Origin of the sequence: Acidovorax sp. T1 (assembly GCF_002176815.1) — a bacterium.
Lineage (GTDB): Bacteria > Pseudomonadota > Gammaproteobacteria > Burkholderiales > Burkholderiaceae_C > Acidovorax.
In genome coordinates, this window is sequence record NZ_CP021648.1 from 2,796,914 (window position 1) to 2,819,254 (window position 22,341).

At 61.8% G+C, this 22,341-nt stretch carries 13 protein-coding genes; 6 read left to right on the forward strand and 7 right to left on the reverse strand.

What is annotated here, in order from left to right; all coding sequences use genetic code 11:
- Positions 1-225: 225 nt before the first annotated feature.
- From CCX87_RS13165 to CCX87_RS13195, 7 genes are read right to left on the reverse strand one after another with little or no spacing between them, the layout of a single operon-like run.
- Entirely contained in the window at positions 226-3,063 is a 2,838-nt protein-coding gene (locus CCX87_RS13165; protein WP_087746901.1) for an ATP-binding protein, read from the reverse strand.
- 12 nt (positions 3,064-3,075) lie between these two features.
- Complete coding sequence (locus CCX87_RS13170; RefSeq protein ID WP_087746903.1) at positions 3,076-3,603, reverse strand: hypothetical protein; 528 nt, start codon at positions 3,601-3,603, stop codon at positions 3,076-3,078.
- The gene (locus CCX87_RS13175) at positions 3,600-4,748 is read right to left on the reverse strand and encodes an AAA family ATPase (RefSeq protein ID WP_087746905.1); all 1,149 of its coding nucleotides are present in this window, start codon (positions 4,746-4,748) and stop codon (positions 3,600-3,602) included. Before CCX87_RS13175 ends, CCX87_RS13170 begins: the two co-directional genes overlap by 4 nt.
- A gap of 20 nt (positions 4,749-4,768) precedes the next feature.
- Complete coding sequence (locus CCX87_RS13180) at positions 4,769-7,720, reverse strand: DUF1156 domain-containing protein (RefSeq protein ID WP_087746908.1); 2,952 nt, start codon at positions 7,718-7,720, stop codon at positions 4,769-4,771.
- A gap of 8 nt (positions 7,721-7,728) precedes the next feature.
- A complete protein-coding gene (locus CCX87_RS13185) occupies positions 7,729-8,469 on the reverse strand; it encodes a retron system putative HNH endonuclease (protein WP_087746912.1) in 741 nt (246 codons plus the stop codon).
- Positions 8,466-9,884 carry an AAA family ATPase gene (locus CCX87_RS13190; protein ID WP_087746915.1) on the reverse strand — a complete coding sequence of 473 codons (1,419 nt, stop codon included), beginning with the start codon at positions 9,882-9,884 and terminating at the stop codon, positions 8,466-8,468. The genes CCX87_RS13185 and CCX87_RS13190 overlap by 4 nt, the downstream gene beginning before the upstream one ends.
- A gap of 33 nt (positions 9,885-9,917) precedes the next feature.
- The gene (locus CCX87_RS13195; RefSeq protein WP_087746918.1) at positions 9,918-13,451 is read right to left on the reverse strand and encodes a helicase-related protein; all 3,534 of its coding nucleotides are present in this window, start codon (positions 13,449-13,451) and stop codon (positions 9,918-9,920) included.
- 470 nt (positions 13,452-13,921) lie between these two features.
- Between CCX87_RS13195 and mutS the strand changes: the two genes are divergently transcribed.
- From mutS to CCX87_RS13225, 6 genes are all read left to right on the forward strand, one after another.
- Positions 13,922-16,513 carry a DNA mismatch repair protein MutS gene (mutS, locus tag CCX87_RS13200; protein WP_087746920.1) on the forward strand — a complete coding sequence of 864 codons (2,592 nt, stop codon included), beginning with the start codon at positions 13,922-13,924 and terminating at the stop codon, positions 16,511-16,513.
- Positions 16,514-16,580: 67 nt separating this feature from the next.
- A complete protein-coding gene (locus tag CCX87_RS13205) occupies positions 16,581-16,865 on the forward strand; it encodes a hypothetical protein (RefSeq protein WP_087746923.1) in 285 nt (94 codons plus the stop codon).
- A gap of 3 nt (positions 16,866-16,868) precedes the next feature.
- Positions 16,869-17,183, forward strand: coding sequence for a CcdB family protein (locus tag CCX87_RS13210; RefSeq protein WP_087746926.1), 315 nt, complete (start codon positions 16,869-16,871; stop codon positions 17,181-17,183).
- A 28-nt stretch (positions 17,184-17,211) separates the two neighbouring features.
- Positions 17,212-20,418 carry a class I SAM-dependent DNA methyltransferase gene (locus CCX87_RS21335; protein ID WP_087746928.1) on the forward strand — a complete coding sequence of 1,069 codons (3,207 nt, stop codon included), beginning with the start codon at positions 17,212-17,214 and terminating at the stop codon, positions 20,416-20,418.
- Between the two features lie 184 nt (positions 20,419-20,602).
- The gene (locus CCX87_RS13220) at positions 20,603-21,430 is read left to right on the forward strand and encodes a proteasome-type protease (protein ID WP_087746931.1); all 828 of its coding nucleotides are present in this window, start codon (positions 20,603-20,605) and stop codon (positions 21,428-21,430) included.
- 44 nt (positions 21,431-21,474) lie between these two features.
- Complete coding sequence (locus tag CCX87_RS13225) at positions 21,475-22,296, forward strand: alpha/beta fold hydrolase (RefSeq protein ID WP_087746933.1); 822 nt, start codon at positions 21,475-21,477, stop codon at positions 22,294-22,296.
- Positions 22,297-22,341 lie beyond the last annotated feature (45 nt).

Below are 22,341 nucleotides of genomic sequence, written 5' to 3' on the forward strand. Positions count from 1 at the left end.
GGGCCTCGCAGGCACGCGGCAAACAGGGCCGCCTACATTCTCTGCGCAGAATATGTCAAAACGTAACAATACCCCTGGCGATGACCGCGACACATGGAAACGCCAGGAACCGCCCCCTATGGCTGGGTCCATGCATCTGCCGAGGCATGGTGAGCTGAAACATACGGTTCAAAGATGCAAGTACGCTGCGCGCATTCGTGCCCGTGCTCGCTCATCTGCTGCAGGCTATTCCTGCTCGAAGTTGGCGGAGCGGAATTTCAGCACCCCGCAGTTCTCCTTGATGGTCCGCTGCAAGCCTGCCTCAAAACCATCGCGCGTGCGGGCCTCGATTTCGACGGTGACGGTGACGTCCACACCGCTCTGGGCCGCAAAGTGCTGAATCACCTCGTTCACGATGGTCGAAAAGTCCATGGTTGCTGTTGTGGCATCCACCTCCACCAGTCCAAAGAACCGATTGAGCAGTGCCACCGCAGCCGTCGCCGCAGTGGTTGCCTCGGACTTGGACGCCACCGGACGCTGGCCGGGCACTGGCGCGCCAGGCACACCGCTGCCGACATTGGCAGGCAACGCTTGGTGTGCTGCACGCTCGCGCTGCTCCGCGTCCAGCTTCTGTTGGTACTCGATGGCCGCAGCCTGGCTAATGAGCACGGTGTCGGCATCCATGGTGACCAAAGCAGAATGGCCGAAGGAAAACCCCAACCAACGGTCACCATCCTTGCCTGCCGCGTAGCCAAACCCGTCACGGGTGGCGCAACCTGCCGTCACTGCCTGCACAAACACATCAGAGTTCAGCAGGCGCGGCAGGTACAGGTACTGGCAACTGTCTTGCCACACCTTCAAAGCCGAGACTTCGGTGACGCCCTCTTTGAAGTACCACTGGTTCAGCATCCGGTTCAGATGGACGGGCGACCAAGCACTCACCAGCCATTCTTCTTCTTTGAGCTTGCTTTCAATCGCATCGACCACGCTCGGTGCAGACGCCGACAAGGCCACGGCCTCCCAGCGCAAAGCCAGCTTGCCCCGCACCATCTCTTCGGTGGGCACCATCAGCCAGCGATAGGTCTCGCGCACCATCTGTTTGACACCATCCTCAGCACCGTCCATCGCGCGCTTGGCCTGATCGGCCTGGTAGGTACCCAGATCGATACGGCGGTTTTGCACGTCTTCCACGATGGACTTCCATGCCAGATAGGTTCGCACGGCATCGCGCAGGCGCTGCACGGCATCACCATCGGGCGCCAGGAAAATCAGGCGGTTGCGTTTCAGCCGTGGTGCATCGCCCCGCTTTTCCAGCACCTCGGTGGCAGCCAACAAGGCCAACGACTCATCTTGCTTGCGGTAACCTGCATTGGGCGGCAACACCACCAGCCGTGGCCCCAGGCCAAACTCATCGGGCACATCCGCAGACGGCACAAACACATGGATGGCGGCAAAGTGGTTGCCCTTAGTAAACACCCTGCCCACGCGGTCGCGCAGCAGCGGCATCACGTCGTCAGCGTCTTTCAGGTTGGCCTTGCGGCTTTCCATCTCGCGGCGCAGGTTGGGGCGCGTGTCAAACCAGTAGCTGTCCTTTTCGCCGTAGAGGTAATGCAGCCGATCCCGCAGGCGTTTGATGACATCCTCATACGTACCCACCGCCTGCCCTGGCTGCACGGCGCCCAGCAAAATGCCATCCACCCGAATGCCGCGCACAGCCTGCGCAGCGTTAGACGGCGCACTCCCCAAGAAGATGGTTCGCGCCACGCGCCGCGCGGCTTGCAAGCTGCCAAACCGGGTGTCATGCCCGTCAATGTCTGCCGCTGCTGAACGCGGGCCATCCATTTCGCGTTCAATCACCGGCTCCCAGCCGTTGGGCAGGTAATGGATGCTCTTGTTGCGCACCAGCGCATCGTCCAGGGGCAACGAACCCGGCATGATGAGCGGGTCTTTGTCACGGCTGTCCCACAGCCTGTGGATGACGATGGCCATGTACTGCAACACCCCGCGCGTGCGCTGAAACTTGTCCAGCGTGGACCAGTCCTCGTACAGCCGGTCAAACACCTCGGGGTGAATGGGGTAGGCGTGCGCAATGCGCTCCTCGTAGCGCGCCTCCTGCGTCTCGCTGGGGAACTTGGTCGGGTTCTGGCGGTACAGCTCGCCAAAAGCCCGCGCCGTGGCGTTCACCTGCGCTGGGTCGCCCACGGTGTCAAACAGCCGCCTGCGCACAATCTCGAAGGCCTCTTCCGCTGCCACCGGCTTCCAGACCGATTCGACGCGGCCAAAATATTTTTCCAGCACATCCAGCGCGCGCTGGCCCTGCGTGCCTGCCGCCTCGGTTTCTGACTGCGGCAGCGATGCCAGCAAGATGGCGTTGGGCACGCTCTTCATCGCCTCGGTCAGCGCCTGAATGAAGGTGATGTTGCTGTCAAACGTGCCGCCTGGGTAGCTCTTGCCGGGCTCCAACTGGCGCACATAGGCAACCAGTTCGTCCAGCAGCACCACGCAAGGGGCCGCGCGTTGCAACAGCGTCGTCAGTACGTCTTTACCTGGGGATGTGCCCGCCTGATCGGCGTCGGCCAGCAGCGCATAGCCCTCGGCCCCCAGCAACTGCACAGCCAAATCGCCCCACAGCGTGTTCACCGTGGTGCCCGCATGCGAACGGGGCAGACTGGGCGAGAACTTGATGCCATCAATCACCGCCACGCGCGCCTGCGGCAAAGAGGTCACGCCTGCGGCATCCAGAATCGGCGGGATACCCGCCAGCTTCTCTGTGGGGCACTGACGGCTGGCCAGGTGGTACACCGCCAGCAGCGTATGGGTCTTACCGCCACCAAAGGCCGTTTGCAGCTGGATGACCGGGTCACCGCCCCGCCCCGACAAACGCTCGGCCACACTTTGCAGCAACAGGCGCATGCCTTCGGTGATGAAGGTGCGGGCAAAGAACTTCTCGGCGTCCTGGTACTCAGGCTCTGCCGTGCCTGCGTGCACCTGCGAGATGTCAGCCGCGAATTCGCTTTGCTTGAAAGTGCCTTCCAGCACGTCCTTGTGGGGGTGGGCGACTTCGCGCCAAGGTTTGATGGTCATGAGGTGCGTATTTCAAATGGCAACCGTATTCCACGGCAGCATGTTGTTGTGTTGTCCCAAGCTACCAACGGCACAAACCGGTGCCGCGTCCACTTGCTTGACCGCTCTACGCAATTGGAGACCCGCATCGGCGGGCTCTACCACTTGCGGAAACAGCCGGTGGGGCCGCGCTGATTGGGCCAATTGCAGCGCCACACGAATTTGCCTAGACCCCAGCGCCTGCTGCGCCAACGCGCGCTCCTGTTGCGCCTGCGCACTGACGCGCGCAACCGCCAAACCTGCCAAGGTATCGCGTGCCTTGCCCGCCACTTCGGCAAATACGGAGCTGGGTTTTCGCCGCTTGTTCTGCCGGTAGTCTTTGAGCTCGATCAGCCACAAGGTTTGTGCAGCAGGGTCGAGCGCAATGGCATCCATGGCCTTGACGCCACCCGCAAAGTTCTGGAACTGCGTCTGGTGAAAATCGGAATCATCGTATTTCCACACCCACCACCCCGCAGGCATGGTCAGGCGCATGCCATCCACATCTGCCGTCTGGCTCATGGGTTCGCCTCCATGTACCTGTCGCTCTGCTGCAAGCTCTCATCCAGCAGAACCAGAGGCTCGATGTCAGCGATGTCCGTGCTTTGAGTCACGGAAACCGGGCCATCTTTCTTCTGGCGACCCAATCCAAAGTACTTGTTAGGAACCAAGCGGGCATGTCCTTGCGCTGAACCCATCTGCAAAATCTCGAACTCGCGCAGCAAGAAGAGACTGTGCGTAGCCACAACCACCTGAACCCCAGCGCTACCCAGTGCATACAAGGCCTCGGCCAGCAGCTTCAACGCGGCGGGGTTTAGGTTGGCCTCTGGCTCGTCCCAAAACAAGGTAGAGCCACGCTCCACCACGCCGTAACGCAGCAGATAAATGAGCATGGCCAGCTTGCGATAGCCCTCTGCCATCAAAGAAATGTCCATTTGCGATCCGTCAGCGCGCTCGAAGACCAACTCTCCCTTTTCCAACTTCAAGTCTCCGCCCAATAGGCTCTGCATGCGCTGGGCTACATCCGACATCAAAGGCGGTCTGTCGCGTGGCTCCAATGTGGACATGGCGACGGCCAAATCGCGGTAGCTGATGTCCAACGGGAAGTCACGGTACTTGTCGAACAGTCCGATCAACCCCTTAAACAGGGAAACCATCTCCTTACTGGGCACCAGCACCTGCTGCGGCAAAAAAGCATTCCGTGCTGCGGCGTCTGGCACTTCGTCTGGCAGCACCGTGGCTTTGAGCAGTCCAGACTGGTCCTTTCGTTGAATCTGCACCTTCCACGGCATGGCTTCCGGCAACCCTGGTGAGGTGAACTCCGGCTCATCCGGCATGCGAACCTGCACGGTGGGAATGTGGCCATCGACCTGTGCTTGCAATACCGCGCCGCCTTTGGTGTTGCGTCGTATCAAGGCCGAAAGATCGGACACTTGAAACAAGTCAGCCAGGCGCTCCGCCAAGTACGCCTGCGCACGCTCCTTGTTCACCGCAAGCCGTTGGGCTGTGAGATCGGGCCACGCACGCGAAAACAGGTAGCCCAGTTTGAGCACATGGGTCTTGCCCGCACCGTTCTCGCCAACGATGACGTTTAAGCCTGGTGAAAACATGAACTCCACGTCGCTGCCGAACACGGTGAAATTACTGACTTTGAGTGCTTTGAGCATCTTTGTTCCTTGCTGCGCGTTCAGGCATCAAACCCCAACTGCTCCCCACGGGGTCCCTGCTCGCGAGATGCTTCCAGCACAGCGTGCCAGGCGGTGATCAGTTCGTTGTAGGCCCGCGCATCCTCGGCCCACTTCTTGCGCTCGCACAAGGTATAGAGGTGATAGGCCAGTTGGCGAATGGGCTCGGCCTTGTCGGGCATGGCGGCTAGCAGGGCGCCGGCTGCGGCTTCGCCCTGGGTGTTGAGAGCGCGAATCAGGTGGTGCGTGGCCTCCCACACTGGGTTGCGGGCATCCAGCTTGGGGTCCCAGCCAGCCTGGTAGTCGGCCCAGCGCAGCAGGCGCACCTTGCCTGCGCCGCTGTCGGCAATGCCTGCTTGCGCCACACCCTGCACGCTGGTGCCTTTGCCACGGGCCAACACATCAGCCTCGCCAAACGGCCCCTCGGCCCAGCCGTATTGCTCGAACCAGCTGTTACAAAACAACGTGTCAGCGTCAAAACTGCCCGCGTCGGGCGTCAGGTACTCGGTGATTTCGCGGTTGATGAGAACCAGCGCATCGTGCACGCGCATGGGCGTGCCGTCTTGGTTCAGCACGCCCGCGTACTGGCTGTAAATCGCCATGCCGGGGCCAATGGCTGCCTGCGCCAAATCGACCGGAGCAATCGGACTTTGGCCGCTGGTGCCGCCAATCATGGTTTCCAGCGCTTCGGGCAAGTGCTCGCGCAACTGGCGTTGAAACTCGCGGCGGCTGATGGTCTCGGCGCTGGAATCACGCTGTCGGCACACCAGAACGATGCTGGATGCCAGAGCATTGGTGCCCGATCCAATCATCCGATTGCCCAATTCAGTGCGCATGGGCCAAGTGCCGGTCAGCGTAAATCCTGCACGCAACACAGCCTCCAAGAATGTCTCCCAGCCAGTGCTATGGGTGCTACTGCCTTCGTCCTTGGTGTCGCTTTGCTTGAAAGCGTAGTAGATGGTGACGGGAAACGCCGAATGCGCCTGTGCTGCCAGGTTGTGCATGGCTGCGGTCATGCCATCCAGGAAAAAAATCTCTGCCTTCTCTTTACTGCCGTGGCGATACGGCGTGGCAATCAGCTCTTCGGCCTTGGGCACGGCCAGTGTGGCATAGAGATTCGGGAAGATGGGCCGCAGACTACGGCGCAGCCAAACATAGAAAAAATCGGACAAGTCGGCATAACCGATGTTGTCGTAATACGGTGGGTCGGTGGAGATGACTTTGTTCGCGCTAACCGTTTGGGATTGAGCGTCAGATTGGATGGCCAAACCATCACCAACTGCCGGCAACTCCAAAAGCGCACGAACCATGTTGCCAAGGCTCACACCGTAATCCCCCGCTGCCTCCGCAAAAACGTTGTTTTCCGCGAAGTCCCACATCATCGGAATGGATTGCCTGCCGAACAAATTTCGTACCTGGGTTTTGCTGCTTTCCCAACGGCACAGCGCATTGCAGATATCGGTCAAACGACTCAACGCAATCCCCAGATAAACCCCAACCGCCTGGGCATATGCAGTAGCTCCGTTGCCCCCAGCATCCAGCCCTCGTCCATCATCGGGAATGCCTGTGGCCAGGGCGTCGGCGCGGATACGAGTGATGGCTTCGGGCACAAGATCGGAAAATGTGTTCAGCGCCATCAATTGGCGGGGCGTGAACAGGTCGCCATAGGTTGTCAAGCCGTAGGCTGGCGTCCAAAAGTTGCGCGGGTCATCGGGCAAAGTGGTTTCAGGCTTCCACCCCCTCTGTGCCTGCTGAGCAGCGGATTCATGTTCTGGTGTGGGTGCGAGATATACGCGGTTACGTGCACCCTCAGCCACGATCGCCATAAGCTTGATGCCAATGCGACCGGCAGTTCCTTCGGCCTTGATGTAAGCGGGTTCAATCGGCGTGTTTGACATGAGGCAGCGAAAATTTGCGCCGCGCCCCAGCTTGGTGCCGTCTTGTGCGCTCTCTGGTGGCAGCCCCGTACGCACCTCAAAGCGGTAGCGGTCGCCTTCCATGACCGGATGCACATAAGCCTCCTTACCCGCTTTGCTGCTCAAAATAAAGCTGCTGGCCAAGGGCACATCCACATGGCTGTACGCCGGGTTGGGGCTTTTCACGGTGCGCGCCCACAGCCAGGCAATCACAGTGAGCTCTTGCCCCGGCTGCAAACTGGCGAGGCCACTGTTCTTCAAGTCTTTTTGGCCGTCAGCGCTTATCTCACAAGCGTTAGCAGCTATCAATTCAGGAGTAATGCGTATCGTTGGATACAGGTGACCGATGCGCTGTTGGGCCTGCTCCCGCATCCATGCGCCATAGCGTCGCACGTCTTCGGCCAAGCCACGGGCACCACTCCAATCCTCAAAGGCGTTGCGCGTGCCCTTCTTGGTGCCACGCTCGGACTCAATCTCCGGCCCCACCGGGGCACGGCCCGCGAACTTCGGCGGTATCTCGATCATGGCCTTGTTGATGGTCACGGCCACGGGGTTCAGGTCGCTGGCGTAGCTTTCAAGCCCCAGGCGCTGCGCTTCGAGCGGCAGCGCACCGCCACCAGCAAAGGGGTCGTGAAAGGCTGGCAGCACTTCGGGGTCAAAGCCGGGCTTGCCAGGGTTGAGTGCACAGGTTTCGCGCCAGCTCTTGGCAATGGCGGCGCGGGCACGGCCCAGCACTTCTTCGTTGTTGGTGTTTTCCCAAAGCACCAGCTCGCGCATGATCTGGAACAGCTCTTCGCGCTCGGCATCGGCCTGGGCCTTGGTTTTGCCAGCGTAGTAGCCGCGCTCGCCACCGGGGTCGTTCACCATCTGCGCAAAGATGACGGCCCGCGCTGCGGCTAGTGGGCGGCGCGCCCACCACAGGTGCAGCGTGCTCGGGTGACCGTGGCGAATGGACTTTTCGCGGGCGCTGGCCACGTTGATGTCGTCCAGCGGCAGGGCGACTTCGATGAGTTTTTTGGGGGAGCGGATGGAGGACATGTACAGATTTAAACCAATGCAGGCGCGTGTTGGGCCAAAGTTTGTTCAGCCATAGCGCCATAAAACTGACGGGTTAGGCTGAAAAACCGGTTGAGCTTGCCGTTGGTGGGAAGCAGGTCTATCTGGGCGAGGTGGAGCACACTCCAACCATGATCGGCATGTTCATCAAACAAGCGTTGAAGTTCTTGCGCCCACTGGCGACGGCGGGTTAACAAGAACGGGCTGTTGAGGTTGAGCAAACGAATGGTGTAGTCGGCCTTGGCTTTGTCCTGCTCAGACAGGTCTTCGCGCGGAACCACGCGCCCATCGGTGGGCAAATAGGCAAAGTAGCGGTGGCAGTCGGGTTGGTGGCACGAGACAAACAAGGCAAGGTCTACGCTGTCACGTTTGCCAGCAGCATGGCCACCAAACACGGCATCAGGCGCTGCCGGGTCGGGCTTTTTCAGTTGCTGCAAGCCGGTTTCACTGTCCAAGGCGCTGGCAGCGAGATTACTGTAATCAAAGGTGCGCGCCGGGTTCTGGCTTTTGTTTTCGATGTGCTCGATGTGATAGCCCAAACCTTCTTCATCAGGCCTGAACTCGCTGTAACAGCACAGTTGATACTGCTCATGCAGCAGGCGCTCCATCACGTCCTGTTTGTGGCCAAACGAGCCCCAGCGGCTGGTGGCCTGACCAGGCGTTTGAGGTGGGTTGCCGTGTGATTGATTGAGGTGGTAGCCACCCGTGCCTTGCTTAGCGATGCTTCTCATTGCTTACTCAATCCGGCAAGAGCCTCCTGACGCTGGATACTGCGTCGCAACTGCTGCAAACGAGCGTTTTCTGGCCCTAGCGTCTGAGTCAATTGCTGCAAGAGGCGCTGCGCCTCGGCACCACTCCAATGCCCCTGATCGACCAGCTCCGTCAGACGGTCGATGGTTTGCTTCTCTTCTATGGGAGGCTGTGGATCTACCAACATCACGCTGTGCATGACATCGCCGCTGGGCTGGCCATAGGTGGAAGCCAAAGGCATTTCAGCGGTGCTGCCGCTAAGGACGCGGATGTTTTCGCGCCGGATGGTGCTGAGCACTTGTGGGCTGTGGGTGGTGACGATGAATTGGGTCAATGGGAAGGTCCGCATCAAGTCTTGCAAGACCCGCTGCTGCCATGACGGATGGAGGTGCAAGTCGATTTCGTCCACCAGCATGATGGCTGGTGCGCTCATGCGCAAGGACTGCTGGAACGGCTCTGCCGAGACCACGCCAAGCGCGGCCAATTGGTCTATGGCCTGGTGAATAACCTGAACCGCATAGTCTTCATCGTCGTATTCCAGATGTGGGTTCGCGATCGCCAGGCGACGCGCGAAGTCCATGGCCAAGGCCAACATGCTTTGATAGCCTTGGCTGAGTTGTTCCACCAACATGGGCGCACCATCACTCTCGCGGGTCAGCATGAATTTGTGCTTGCTGTTGAAGTGAGGGTTGCGATATTGCCCCAGCAGCCCGACCACAGCGGCACGTACTGCCTCCAAAGAGCTGAATGGCATGAAGTTATCGTTGACCGCACCCTTGTTTTCGCGCAGCTCGGAGGACTCTTCAAGGTCAAACCATTCCAGCATTTCGCGAAAGTCGCTGGCGGGGTCCAGGCAGTCGTAGAGCGCGGCTGTGGGATGTTCGTAGTTCAGCTTAGCCTCACGCAAACGCTCGGGCACTTTGATACTGCCTCGGCTAGCCCCATAGTAGGCAAAGGTAGGGGTCAAGAGTGGGTGCGTCGTCTTATAGCTGGCATAAATGGCGCTCAGCCGATCCTTTAATTGGGTTTCGCCCCACTTCTGTGGGGGCTCCACACCCTTTGCGTTACCAGACGGTTTCCAGTAGTCCCAGCGCAACTCGTCATAGGTTTCAACCATGACCTGCGCGAAATCAGCTTTGGCCCATTGAGTTTTCCCACCTCGTCCAGCGTACCCTTCAATTCGAAAATCAGCGTCTTTGAAGCCGCGACCACTCAGACGCTGGTTGGCAGAAGAAAGATGGGTCAGCACGGGCGTCAGCGCAGTTGCGACGCCATCCAACAGCGCCGTCTTGCCGGCCCCGTTGTTGCCCACGATGACAGTGAGTTGCGGGTGCAGGTCCAGCGTCAGGGATTCAAAGCAGCGGAAATTTTTCAGCGTGACGGTTTTCAATCGCATGGCGCATGCCCTCTGGATTTGTGGCGGCCTTGTCTAACCATGGAACACCTTGGGCGCCAAGGCTCTGTTCAGCAGCAATCCTAAGTCCAGATTTTTGCTGGCCTCGGCCCAGTCAGGTTCCTTGGTGAAGGGCATGGAAATGTAGTTCACCGATTCGGCACTGTCGCCGTCCACCACCACCACAGCCAACACGAACTTGTCCTTCTGGTTCAACCCATGGCGGATTTCGTTGCTGGTGACGGTGATGGTGTCCTGCCCCTTGGCGCGGCCTTTGACTTCAATGTGGTGCTCCAACGCCAGCCCCTCGGGCTGCTCGACGTAGGCGGTGATGTCCCAGCCGCATTTTTCGGCAGATACGTCTTTGGTGCGGTGGCCCAGCGCGTGTTCGGCGTCCAACACGGCTTGCATGGCAATGCGCTCGATGCGGGCACGGGCTGCTGCGTCCACACTGAAATCGGGCACACCGCTGCGCTGGGCCAACAACCCTGCGGGGATGACGAGCGCCCCGCCGATCACGTTGGGTGTGCCAGACGCCACGTTGCGCATGGCTTGGAGTTCGGCTGTGCGCTGTTTGAGGCGTGCACTCAACTCTTCGGCACGGCGGCGGGCGTTCTCGGGTTGCAGGCGGGGTTGCTTGCCTGCGCGCACGTCCATGTCCAGCCGGATGGCACGGTCTGACCAGTATTGGATTTCTTTGACCAGGCGCTCGCGCACGGCGGCCAGTTGCTTGTCGGCCTGGCGTTCGCGGCGGCTGGCGACTTCTTGCGTGTGCTCGGGCACCAGGTGTTCCACGGCATAGGCCAGGGCACGGGCTTCGATGTGGTGCGTCACCCAATCGGCCTGCAACACGTCGGCCACCTGGGCAGACTCGGCGGTGGTGATGGGCACCAGGTCAAGGTGGCGGGCAAACGGCGCTGGCGCGGCGTTGCCGTCCGCCGTCATTTCCACAAACTGCAATCGGCGGGAAACGTCGCGCGGGGTGCTGCCGTTGGGTGCGGCGGTTTCGCGCACGCTGTGGTCCAGCATGAACAGCACGCGCGGCTCGGTGCTGTCGTCGTGCGGGTCCACCAGGATGGCGCCGCGTTTGAGCAGGCTGCGGTGGCTGGACAGCACCAGGTCGGTCACGGCGGCCATGAGGGGGTGGCCTGGGTGCACCAGTTCTGCCGTGGGTTTGCCGTAGATGGTGCGGTGCTCGCGGTCGAAGCAAATGCGCTCGTACTTTTTCAGCACGGGGGTGCGGGTGTGGCCGATCACACGGTCGCGCTCCATGACATCAGGAGGAACGTGGCGCACCTCGTAGCGGCCCGCCTCGCGGTCGCGCAGCTCGCCACCCACCACCCGGAATGCCTCGCGGAAGAATGCGCTGATGAAATGCGGTTGGAGCTTGCGGGCCTCGGCCTTGTCCATCTCCTCGCGGATGGCATAGAGGTCGTCCAGGCTCATGTGGTTTTCGACCAGGGCATTGCGGGCCATCAGGTCTTTCAGGTGCTGGGTGTCCAGCGCCTGGCCGATAACCTGCTCCATGCGGGCGCGGGTTTCGGGCTTTTCGCCGTAGCGAATGGCGTCGATGAGCAGGTCTTTGAGCGAGATGTTGTCGAAAGCCTCGCCCAGCACGTTGAACACCCGCCCGCCCAAGGCCTCGCGCTCCACGGCCAGCTTTTCAAGCAGGCAGTTGAACACCTCGCCCTCACGGGTCTGGGCCGCCACCAGATTCCACAGGTGGCACACCTCGCGCTGGCCAATGCGGTGGATGCGGCCAAAGCGCTGCTCCATGCGGTTGGGGTTCCAGGGCAGGTCGTAATTGACCATGAGGTTGGCGTTTTGCAGGTTGACGCCCTCGCCCGCTGCGTCGGTGGCCAGCAGCACCAGCACGTCGGGATCGTTGCGGAATGCCTCTTGCACCTTGCGCCGGTCATCGCGGTTGATGCCGCCGTGGATGGTGACCACAGCCTGCTCACTGCCCAGCGTGTCGCGGATGCGCAGCAGCAGGTAGTTGAGCGTGTCGCGGTGCTCGGTGAACACGATGATTTTGCGCCGGCGGCCATCGGCGGTGCGCATTTCGGGGTCGCCCTGCAGCAGGCGCGAAAACTCTTCCCACTTGCGGTCGCTGCGCGATTGCACGACGGATGCAGCGGCACCTTCCAGCTCCCGCAGGATCAGGATTTCGGCTTGCAGCTCAGGAATGGTCTCGGCGGCAGTGGCCTGGTCCACCACTTGGTCGGCCACTGCTTCGTATTCCTCGGCGCTGAGTTCGTCGGCAGCGTCATCAAGGTCTTCGGGCAAGTCCAGCTGTCGCTTGACGACGTATTCACCCAAGTTCTCGCGCAGCACGTCAGCGCGGGCTTTGAGTTGCAGCTCGTCTAGGCGCGCTTCGAGCTTTTTGCGCCGGCGTGACAGCGATGTGTAGATGGCCTGCGGGCTGGATGCCAAGCGGCGCTGCAACTGGGTCAGGGCAAAACCCACGGTGCCCTTGCGTTTGCCGTCCAGCCGGTCCGCGCGGTCCATTTCGTTGCGCACGTAGTCGGTGACCTGGTCGTACAGCAGCACCTCGGCATCTGACAGGGTGTAGTTGACCGTGTACGCACAACGCTCTGGGAACAGGGGCTTGCCGTCAAAGCGCAGCAGCTCTTCCTTGACCATGCGGCGCATCATGTCGGTGATATCCACCTTGTGGGCACCCTCGCGGAACTTGCCATAGAAGCGGTCACCGTCCAGCAGCGACATGAACAGCTGAAAGTCTTCTTCCTTGCCGTTGTGGGGCGTGGCCGTCATCAGCAAATAGTGGCGCGTGAGACCGCCCAAGAACTTGCCCAGCTTGAATCGGCCTGTCTCGTTGACCTTGTTGCCGAAGTAGTTGGCCGACATCTTGTGGGCCTCGTCCACCACGATCAGGTCCCACTCGGTCTGGGCCAAGAGCTGCTGGTATTCCTCGCTGCGCGAAAGTTGGTCGAGGCGGGCAATCAGGCGGTCTTGTTCGGCAAAGTAGTTGCGGCTGTGGCACTGCTCCTGCTTTTCGCGGCTGAACAGCTCGAAGTCCAGTCCGAATTTCTCGCGCAGTTCGTCTTGCCACTGCTCCGTCAGGGAACCAGGAGAGACGATGAGCACGCGCCGGGCGTCGGCACGCAGGGTCATTTCTCTGATCAGCAGGCCCGCCATCACGGTCTTGCCTGCTCCGGGGTCGTCGGCCAGCACAAAGCGCAGCGGCTGGCGCGGGAGCATGGATTCGTAAACGGCGGAAATCTGGTGCGGCAGGGGCTCCACATTGGATGTGTGCACCGCCATCAAGGGGTCAAACAGGTGGGCCAGGCTGATGCGATAGGCCTCCAATGCCAGCTTGAAGGCAGCGGGCTCAGCATCGAAAGCCCATGCCTTGCCTGCCACGGCCAGGGACAAGCGATGCTCGTCGTTGCGGAAGATGGTCTGCTCATCAAGCTTGCCTTGGGCATTGCGGTAGGCCACAAGGCGGGCACTGGGGCCTATCTCTTCGACGTTGACAACCTTGACGACCTCATCAGGGACCAGCCCGGTGATTTGCGCGTCCTTAGCGATTTCTTCAAGTTTGAGCATGCGCGCCTGAGTGCGTTGAACGGTGGATACATCAGGCACTGACTCCTTGGCAGGGACGAGCAAGGCGCAAACCCAGTGCACTCCCCCAAGCGCCTGATCGGCGGGTCAGTCTAGCAGGCGAAATGCAGCATTCAAGCGTGTCGCGATCTTCTCACCCAGCGGGATTTCAATTCACGACGGAGGCAGTTCATCAATGTCAGTCAAACTGGCCATCTTGCCGCTAGCCACCACAGGGCGCACGGCTCGGGCCAGTTTTTGGAGGTTGTCGCGCGTGAAAATGAAGCACATATATCCACCCAAAAATGGGCGATGGAGGTCTTCATTTTGCTACATTCTTGCTACGCAAAAGCCGTAATTCTTTGCGGTTCATGGCAATACAAGAAAGCTGAGCAGTGGTAAAAAATAACGAAAATTCAACAACTTACGACCAAAAGCAAGTTGTCGAAAAAGACTACTCAGACCACACCCCTATGATGCAGCAGTACCTGGCCCTCAAGGCCGGGTACCCCGAAACGCTCCTGTTCTACCGCATGGGCGATTTTTACGAGTTGTTCTGGCAAGACGCTGAAAAGGCGGCGCGCCTGCTCGACATCACGCTCACGCAGCGCGGGCAGTCGGGCGGCCAGCCGGTGGTGATGGCGGGGGTGCCGTTTCATGCGCTGGAGAATTACCTGGCGCGCCTGATCAAGATGGGCGAGTCGGTGGCCATTGCCGAGCAGGTGGGCGAGGTGGGCGCGGCCAAGGGCCCGGTGGAGCGCAAGGTGGTGCGCGTGGTCACGCCCGGCACGCTGACCGATACCGAGCTGCTGTCTGACAAGTCCGAGTCGCTGCTGCTGGCCGTGCACCAGGCGCCGCGCGCGCGCTGTGGCCTGGCGTGGCTCAGCGTGACGCAGGGCCGCGTGTTCCTGGCCGAATGCGCGCACGACGAACTGGGCGCCTGGCTGGCGCGCGTGGCCCCCAGCGAGCTGATCTACAGCGCCGGCGTGACCGACCGCTTCGAGCAACAGTTGCAAGTGCTGCGCCAAAGCGGCGCCTTCACCTGCCCCCTGAGCCCCCGGCCCGACTGGCAATTTGACAGCGCCTTGGGCGCGCGCAAGCTGCTCGAACACCTGGGCGCCGCCAGCCTGCAGGCCTGGGGCGCACAAGACATGGGCGAGGCCCATGCCGCCGCCGCCGCGCTGCTGCAATACGCCGAGCACACCCAGGGCCGCCAGCTCACCCATGTGCACAGCGTGCAGGTGCAGCGCGGTGATGACCTGATCGACCTGCCCGCCAGCACGCGCCGCAACCTTGAACTCGTCAAAACCCTGCGCGGCGACGATGCGCCCACGCTCTTTTCGCTGCTCGACACCTGCATGACCGGCATGGGCAGCCGCCTGCTGAAAACCTGGCTGCTCGAACCCCGGCGCGACCGCACCGAGGCGCGCCGGCGCCTGTCTGCCACCACCGCCCTGCGCGGGGCGGGCGGCGCGGGCGGTGGCTCGGGCCCCTGGGCCACCTTGCGGGCGGAACTGAAAGGCGTGAGCGATGTGGAGCGCATCACCGCCCGCGTCGCGCTGCGCCAGGTGCGCCCGCGCGAGTTGGTGGGCTTGGGCAAGACGCTACAAAAATCAGAGCTACTAGCGCTTACTGCACAAGCGCCAGAGCCCTATTTGGCCCAAATTTTCAGCCACTTGCAGCCGCCCCCAGAATGCACGGCACTGCTGCAGCGTGCCATTGCCGAAGAGCCCGCCGCCCTGGTGCGCGACGGCGGCGTGATCGCCAGCGGCTTCGATGCCGAACTGGACGAGCTGCGCGCCATCCAGACGAACTGCGATGCCTTTTTGCTCGACCTGGAAACGCGCGAGAAGGCGCGCACCGGCATTCCGAATTTGCGCGTGCAGTTCAACAAAGTGCACGGCTTTTATATTGAAGTGACCGGCAGCCACCTCGACAAGGTGCCCGAAGATTACCGCCGCCGCCAGACGCTGAAAAACGCCGAGCGCTTCATCACGCCCGAGCTGAAAACCTTTGAAGACAAGGCCCTGTCTGCCAACGAGCGCGCCCTGGCGCGCGAAAAATGGCTGTACGAGCAAGTGCTTGACCAGCTTCAGCCCCACATCCCCCAGCTCACCCGGCTGGCGCAGGCCCTTGCCACGTTGGATGTGCTGTGCGCGCTGGCCGAACGCTCGCTCACGCTGAACTGGTGCGCGCCGCAGTTCGTGCCCGAGCCCTGCATCGAGATCGAAGGCGGCCGCCACCCCGTGGTCGAAGCGCGCCTGGCTGAAACATCGAGCGGCGCCTTCATCGCCAACCACACGCGGCTGAACGCCAACACGCGCATGCAGGTCATCACCGGCCCCAACATGGGCGGTAAATCGACCTACATGCGGCAGGTGGCGCTGATCGTGCTGCTGGCCAGCATGGGCAGCCATGTGCCCGCCGCCAGCTGCCGCCTGGGGCCGATTGACGCCATCCACACCCGCATTGGCGCCGCCGACGACCTGGCCAACGCGCAATCGACCTTCATGCTGGAGATGGTGGAAGCCGCGCAGATATTGCACGCCGCCACGCCCCACAGCCTGGTGCTGATGGACGAAATCGGCCGCGGCACCAGCACGTTTGACGGCCTGGCCCTGGCCAGCGGCATTGCCACGCACCTGCACGACAAAACCCGTGCATTCACGCTGTTTGCCACGCATTACTTCGAGCTGACCGAACTGCCCGCCAAGGCGCGCCACGCCGTCAACATGCATGTGGCCGCCGCCGAGGCGGGCACCGACATCGTGTTTCTGCACGAACTGCAACCCGGCCCCGCCAGCCGCAGCTACGGCATCCAGGTGGCCAAACTGGCCGGCGTGCCCGCCCCGGTGCTGCACCACGCGCGCCATGCGCTGGCGGCACTCGAAGAACGCGCCGGCGAAGGTGAATTGCAGGTGGACCTGTTCGCCACGCCCGAAATGCCCGAGAGCGCAGGCGCCAGCCCGGTCGAGGCGGCGCTGGCCGCCATCCACCCCGACGCTTTAAGCCCGCGCGAGGCGCTGGATGCGCTGTACCAGCTCAAGAAGCTGGCGGGGCATTGACGCCCCCGGCTTGACCCCTGCATTTTCATGCCGCATGATGGCATGACGATTTTGGAAGGATCACGCCATGCTCAAGGAAGTCGGCGCCAGCGGCCAGATATCGCTGGGCAAGAAATACGCCGGGCAGTTGTTTGACGTGCAAACGGCACCCGACGGCACCATCACGCTGATGCCGGTCAAGGTGGTGCCCGCCACCCTCGCCGCACAGGAAGAGCCCGCCCGCTATGCCGCAGCGGCCCACGAGTGGTCCTCACAGCACGCCACCGAAATCGACGAATACAACGCCTGGGCCGAGCAGCGCGAACCCTACTCGCAGCGTGTGCGTCGCTGGCGTGCAGAACAACAAAAATGAGCCATGGCGCGCCTCGACATTTACGACAACCCCATCGAAGAAGACCGCCACGCGTTCCCCTTTGTCATGGACATCCAGAGCGACCTGCTCTACCGCTTTGCCGAACGGGTTTGCGTTCCGCTGGCGGTGCCGGGTGCCTTTCCTGGCATGACTGAACGCTTCAACCCCGCCATTGCAGTGAACGATCAAATCGCCCATCTGCACCCCCTTGGCATTGCCGTTTTCCTGCGCAACGAGTTATCCCAACCCCGTACCACCGGAAAGCCCCAAATGCTGGAAATTGAAACCGCACTGGACATGCTTCTGCGCGGCTACTGAAGCGCTCCCCCTTCCCAACACCCCGCCCATGACCCCCCAAGAATTCATCGCCAAATGGGGCGCGCCCGGTGGCGTGCCCGGCCCCGCCTACGCCCTCAACGAAGAACAAGGCGCGCAAAGCCATTTTCTGGACCTGTGCGAACTGCTCGGCGTGCCCAAACCCGGCAGTGCCGAGGGCTACCGGTTTGAAGAAAAAAGCAGCGTCATCGGCGGCAAGACGGGCTATGCCGACGTCTTCATGCGCGGCGTTTTTGCGTGGGAAAACAAGGCGCCGGGCAAAAACCTCGACACCGCGCTCAAGCAGCTGCTCACCTACAGCCTGGCGCTGTCCAACCCACCCATTCTGGTGGTGTCTGACCGGCTCAGCATTCGCATCCACACCCAGTTCACCGGCCACCCCAGTGCCACGCACGAGGTGCGCATTGCCGAAATGGACCAACCGGCCAACCTGGCCCTGCTGCGCCGCATCTGGCTGGCGCCCGACAGCTTCAAGCCCCGGCAGACCAACCGCGACATCACCGAAGCCGCCGCCCAAAGCTTTGCCGCCCTGGCCGAAGGCCTGCGCCAGCGCGGCGCCACGGCGGATGAAGACGCCGCCCGCCAGCAACAGCGTGCCAACCAGGTGGCGCACTTTCTCACGCAGTGCCTGTTCTGCTTTTTTGCCGAAGACGTGGGCCTGCTGCCCGGCCGCATGTTCGAGCGGTTGCTCAACAACCAGCAAGCCACGCCCGAGCGGCTGACCCAGGGCCTCACGCAGCTTTTCACCACCATGCAAAGCGGCGGCCTGTATGGCGTGGACGACATTCCGTGGTTCAACGGCGGCCTGTTTCAGACCATCGCCGTGCCGCCCCTCTCCGCGCCCGACCTGGCCGAGCTGCGCCGGGCCGCCGACCTGAACTGGAGCGCCATCGACGTCTCCATCTTCGGCACCTTGTTCGAGCGCGGCCTGGACCCCGCCAAGCGCAGCCAGCTGGGCGCGCACTACACCGACCCGGCCACCATCGAGCGGCTGATCGGCCCCGTCATCCGCCGCCCATTGCTACAAAAATGGGAGCTATTAGCGCAACAGATACAAGGGCTAGCGGCCAAAATCACCAAAAAAGGCGACAGACACTACCGCGCAGCGCACGCTCTGTTCATCACCTGGCTGGATGACCTGAAAAACTACCGCGCCCTCGACCCGGCCTGCGGCAGCGGCAACTTTCTGTACCTCGCGCTCAAGTGCCTGAAAGACGTGGAACACCACAGCCACCTGCAGGCCGCAGAGCTGGGCCTGGACCGCGAGGCCGACCTGGTGACCGGCCCGCACAACGTGCTGGGCATCGAGCTGAACGAATACGCCGCCGAACTGGCCCGCGTAACCGTGTGGATTGGCGAGCTGCAATGGCGCCTGGCGCACGGCTACGAGTTCAAGACCAACCCCGTGCTCGACACACTGCAGCACATCGAATGCCGCGATGCGCTGCTGGACTGGGGCACAGCGCAGGCAGCGCCAAAACAAGACGCAGCGCAGACACCAGCGCCCGCCCCAGGCGCAGCGCAGGTTTCGGGGTCGGATCACGATTTTGCGCAGCAAAACTCGTGCTCTGACCCCGAAACCGGAACCCCGCCCCATCCCGGATCACCCGGCGCGGCCGCCACACCCACAGAGGCAACCTGGCCCACCGCCGACGTGGTCATCGGCAACCCGCCGTTTCTGGGCGGCAGCAAGAAGCGTGGCGAATTAGGGGATCGCTACGTCCAAGCGCTGGACGCCGTTTACGCATCCGCCGTTCCCGGCGCTGCCGACCTGGTGTGCTACTGGTTTGAGAAAGCGCGGGCACAAATCGCGGCCGGGGCTTTGCAACGCGCCGGGCTGGTCACTACCAACTCGATTCGCGGCGGCGCCAACCGCAAGGTGCTCGATGCAATCTGCGCGCAAACCCGCATCTTCGAGGCCTGGAGCGATGAGCCGTGGGTAAACGAAGGGGCAGCGGTACGCGTGTCGCTGGTGTGTTTTGGATTTCAAAAGGCTGACACCCAAATATTGAATGGCGCGCCTGTTGCAGAGATCTTTGCAGATCTTTCTGCATCCAAAGAAGCAGGTTCAGCGCTCAACCTCAATTTGGCACGTCCAATACAAGCCAACGGCAGGGGGAGCTTCCAAGGCTCCCAGAAAATAGGAGCATTCGACATCAGCGGTGATTTAGCTCGAAGTTGGCTTGCATTTCCGAACCCAAATCAACGGCCCAATAGTGACGTCTTGAAACCCAGCTGGAATGGACTTGATCTCACCAGAAGAAATCGTGATGGTTGGATCATTGACTTTGGTGTTGACATGACCGAATCAGATGCAGCTTTATACGAACTGCCCTTCCAATACATAGAGAGTCACGTCAAACCAGAGCGTTTAAGCAACGCCAGGGAAACCTACAAGAAAAATTGGTGGAAACATGGAGAGCCAAGAATCGCAATGCGCTTGGCGCTAAAAAAACTCGATCGTTACTTTGCTGTCACGGCACATCAAAAGCATTTTTTCTTTACCTGGATTGATAAATCCGTTTTGCCGGATAAGGCGTTAATCGTCATCGCCCGCGCCGACGACACCACCTTCGGCATCCTCCACAGCCGCTTCCACGAACTCTGGGCGCTGCGCATGGGCACCTCGCTGGAAGACCGGCCGCGCTACACCCCCACCACCTGCTTCGAAACCTTCCCCTTCCCCGCAGGCCTCACACCCTTGGATACCGCGCACCAGCGCACCGAAACGGTGGACGGCGGCGCACTGATTCCGGCTGACCTCTCGAATGCCTTGGTTGAAGGAGATTCAAAGCCAAATCAGCCTCTAGCGCCCGTCCAGCAAGCGCAAGCAGCTATCAAAACCATACCAACACGCCAAGCGGCCACGGCCATCGCCCAGGCCGCGCAGCGCCTGAACACCCTGCGCCAGGCCTGGCTGAACCCGCCCGAGTGGACGGACAGCGTGCCCGAGGTGGTGCCGCTGGGCCTGAGCGCATCGCCCTACCCCGACCGCACGGTGCCCAAGCCGGGGTTCGAGAAAGACCTGGCCAAGCGCACGCTGACCAATCTCTACAACCAGCGCCCCGCCTGGCTGGCGGCTGCCCACGCGCAGCTGGACGCGGCGGTGGCGGCGGCCTATGGCTGGGCGGACTACACGGCAGACATGGCGGACGATGAAATTTTGCGCCGCCTGCTGGCGCTGAACCTGCAACGCAGCACGCCCACCGGGGCCTGACATGCGCGCAGGGCGAGCTGATCGAGGCGTTCTGGGAGGTTTGAGAGAAATTGGCCTCTAGCGCTTATGGGATAAGCGCCAGCAGCTATTGTTTTTATATCTTTCTTGCACAACCCACGATAGGTGCGGGCGCTGCGGCGGCACCGCACTACACTCTGTGCCTTTCCTCTTTTTCGCATTCCCCATGACGTATTGCGTCGCCATCAAACTCAATGCCGGGCTGGTGTTCCTGTCCGATTCACGCACCAATGCCGGGCTGGACCAGATCAGCTCGTTCCGCAAGATCATGGTTTACGAGAAAGCGGGCGATCGCTTCATGGTGCTGCTGTCGGCCGGCAACCTGAGCATTTCGCAGTCGGTGCGCGAGATTTTGCAGACCACGCAGATCAAGGACGCTGCCGACAGCGAGCCCGTCACCATCTGGAACGCCAGGAGCATGTTCGACGCCGCCCGCGTGCTGGGCGCCGCCGTGCGCCATGTGCATGAGCGCGATGGCGCGGCGCTCAAGCGCGCAGAGGTGGATTTCAATGTGTCGATGGTGTTTGGCGGCCAGATCAAGGGCGAGGGCATGCGGCTGTTTCAGGTGTATTCGGCGGGCAATTTCATCGAATCGACCGCCGAGACGCCGTATTTCCAGGTGGGCGAGTCGAAATACGGCAAGCCGGTGCTCGACCGCGTGCTGACGCCCGAGACGCCTCTCGACGAGGCGGCCAAGTGCGCGCTGGTGTCGATGGACAGCACGCTCAAGTCCAACCTCTCGGTGGGCCTGCCCATGGACCTGGTGGTGTATGAGGTGGACCGTTTCACCACCGACAAGATCGCGTGCATTGACGAGAACAACCCCTACTTTCGCATGCTGCATGACCGCTGGGGGCAAAAGCTGCGCGAGGTATTCGACAGCATCGAAGACCCGGCCTGGGACGGCCGCTTGACCGATGCCCCCATCATGGTGAACCCGGAGCGCAGCAAGCCGCTCAAGAAGATCACCAACTTTCGCGAGAAGCTGGTCTGAGCCTCAGCACAGCCCCTGCCCCGCACCCGCACCCTGATGGATTGATGGCCAAGATCGTTTTCTCGCACGGCAACAGCTTTCCGGCGGGCACCTACAACGTGCTTTTTGGGCAATTGCGCCAGCGCGGCTTTGACGTGGCCGCCATCGACCGCTTTGGCCACGATGCGCAATACCCGGTTACCAGCAACTGGCCGCATCTGGTGCAGCAGCTGGCTGATTTTGCGGCGCAGCAGGTGGCGGCGTCGGGCGAGCGGGTGTTTCTGGTGGGGCATTCGCTGGGCGGCATTCTGAGCGTGATGGCGGCGGCCCAGCACCCCACGCTGGCGCGCGGCGTGTTGATGCTCGACTCACCGCTCATCAGCGGCTGGCGCGCCACCACCGTGGGCGTGGCCAAGCGCACGCAGCTGGTGGGCGCCGTGTCGCCCGGCCGCGTGAGCCGCCAGCGCCGCATGAGCTGGGCCAGCACTGCAGAGGCACTGGAGCACTTTGGCAAGAAAAAGGTGTTTGCGCAGTGGGACCCGCAGGTGCTGCGCGACTATGTCACGCACGGCCTGCACGACGAGGACGGGCGCCGGGTGCTGGGCTTTGACCGGGCGGTGGAAACCGCCATCTACAACACCTTGCCGCACAACCTGGACCGCCTGCTGCGCCGCCACCCGCTGCGCTGCCCGGCGGCATTCATCGGCGGGCTGGCATCGGTGGAGATGCGCCAGGTGGGCATGGCGCTGACCCGGCGGGTGACGGGCGGGCGCATCATGATGCTTGACGGTAGCCACTTGTTCCCGATGGAGCAGCCGCTGGCCACCGCCGCCGCCATCGAGGCGGCCTTGCTGAACCTGGCTGCACTGCCGAGCGCGGCGCACTGAAGTCGGCCGACCGCCCGGCTGCCCGACATTCGCGCTCGGCGCCGG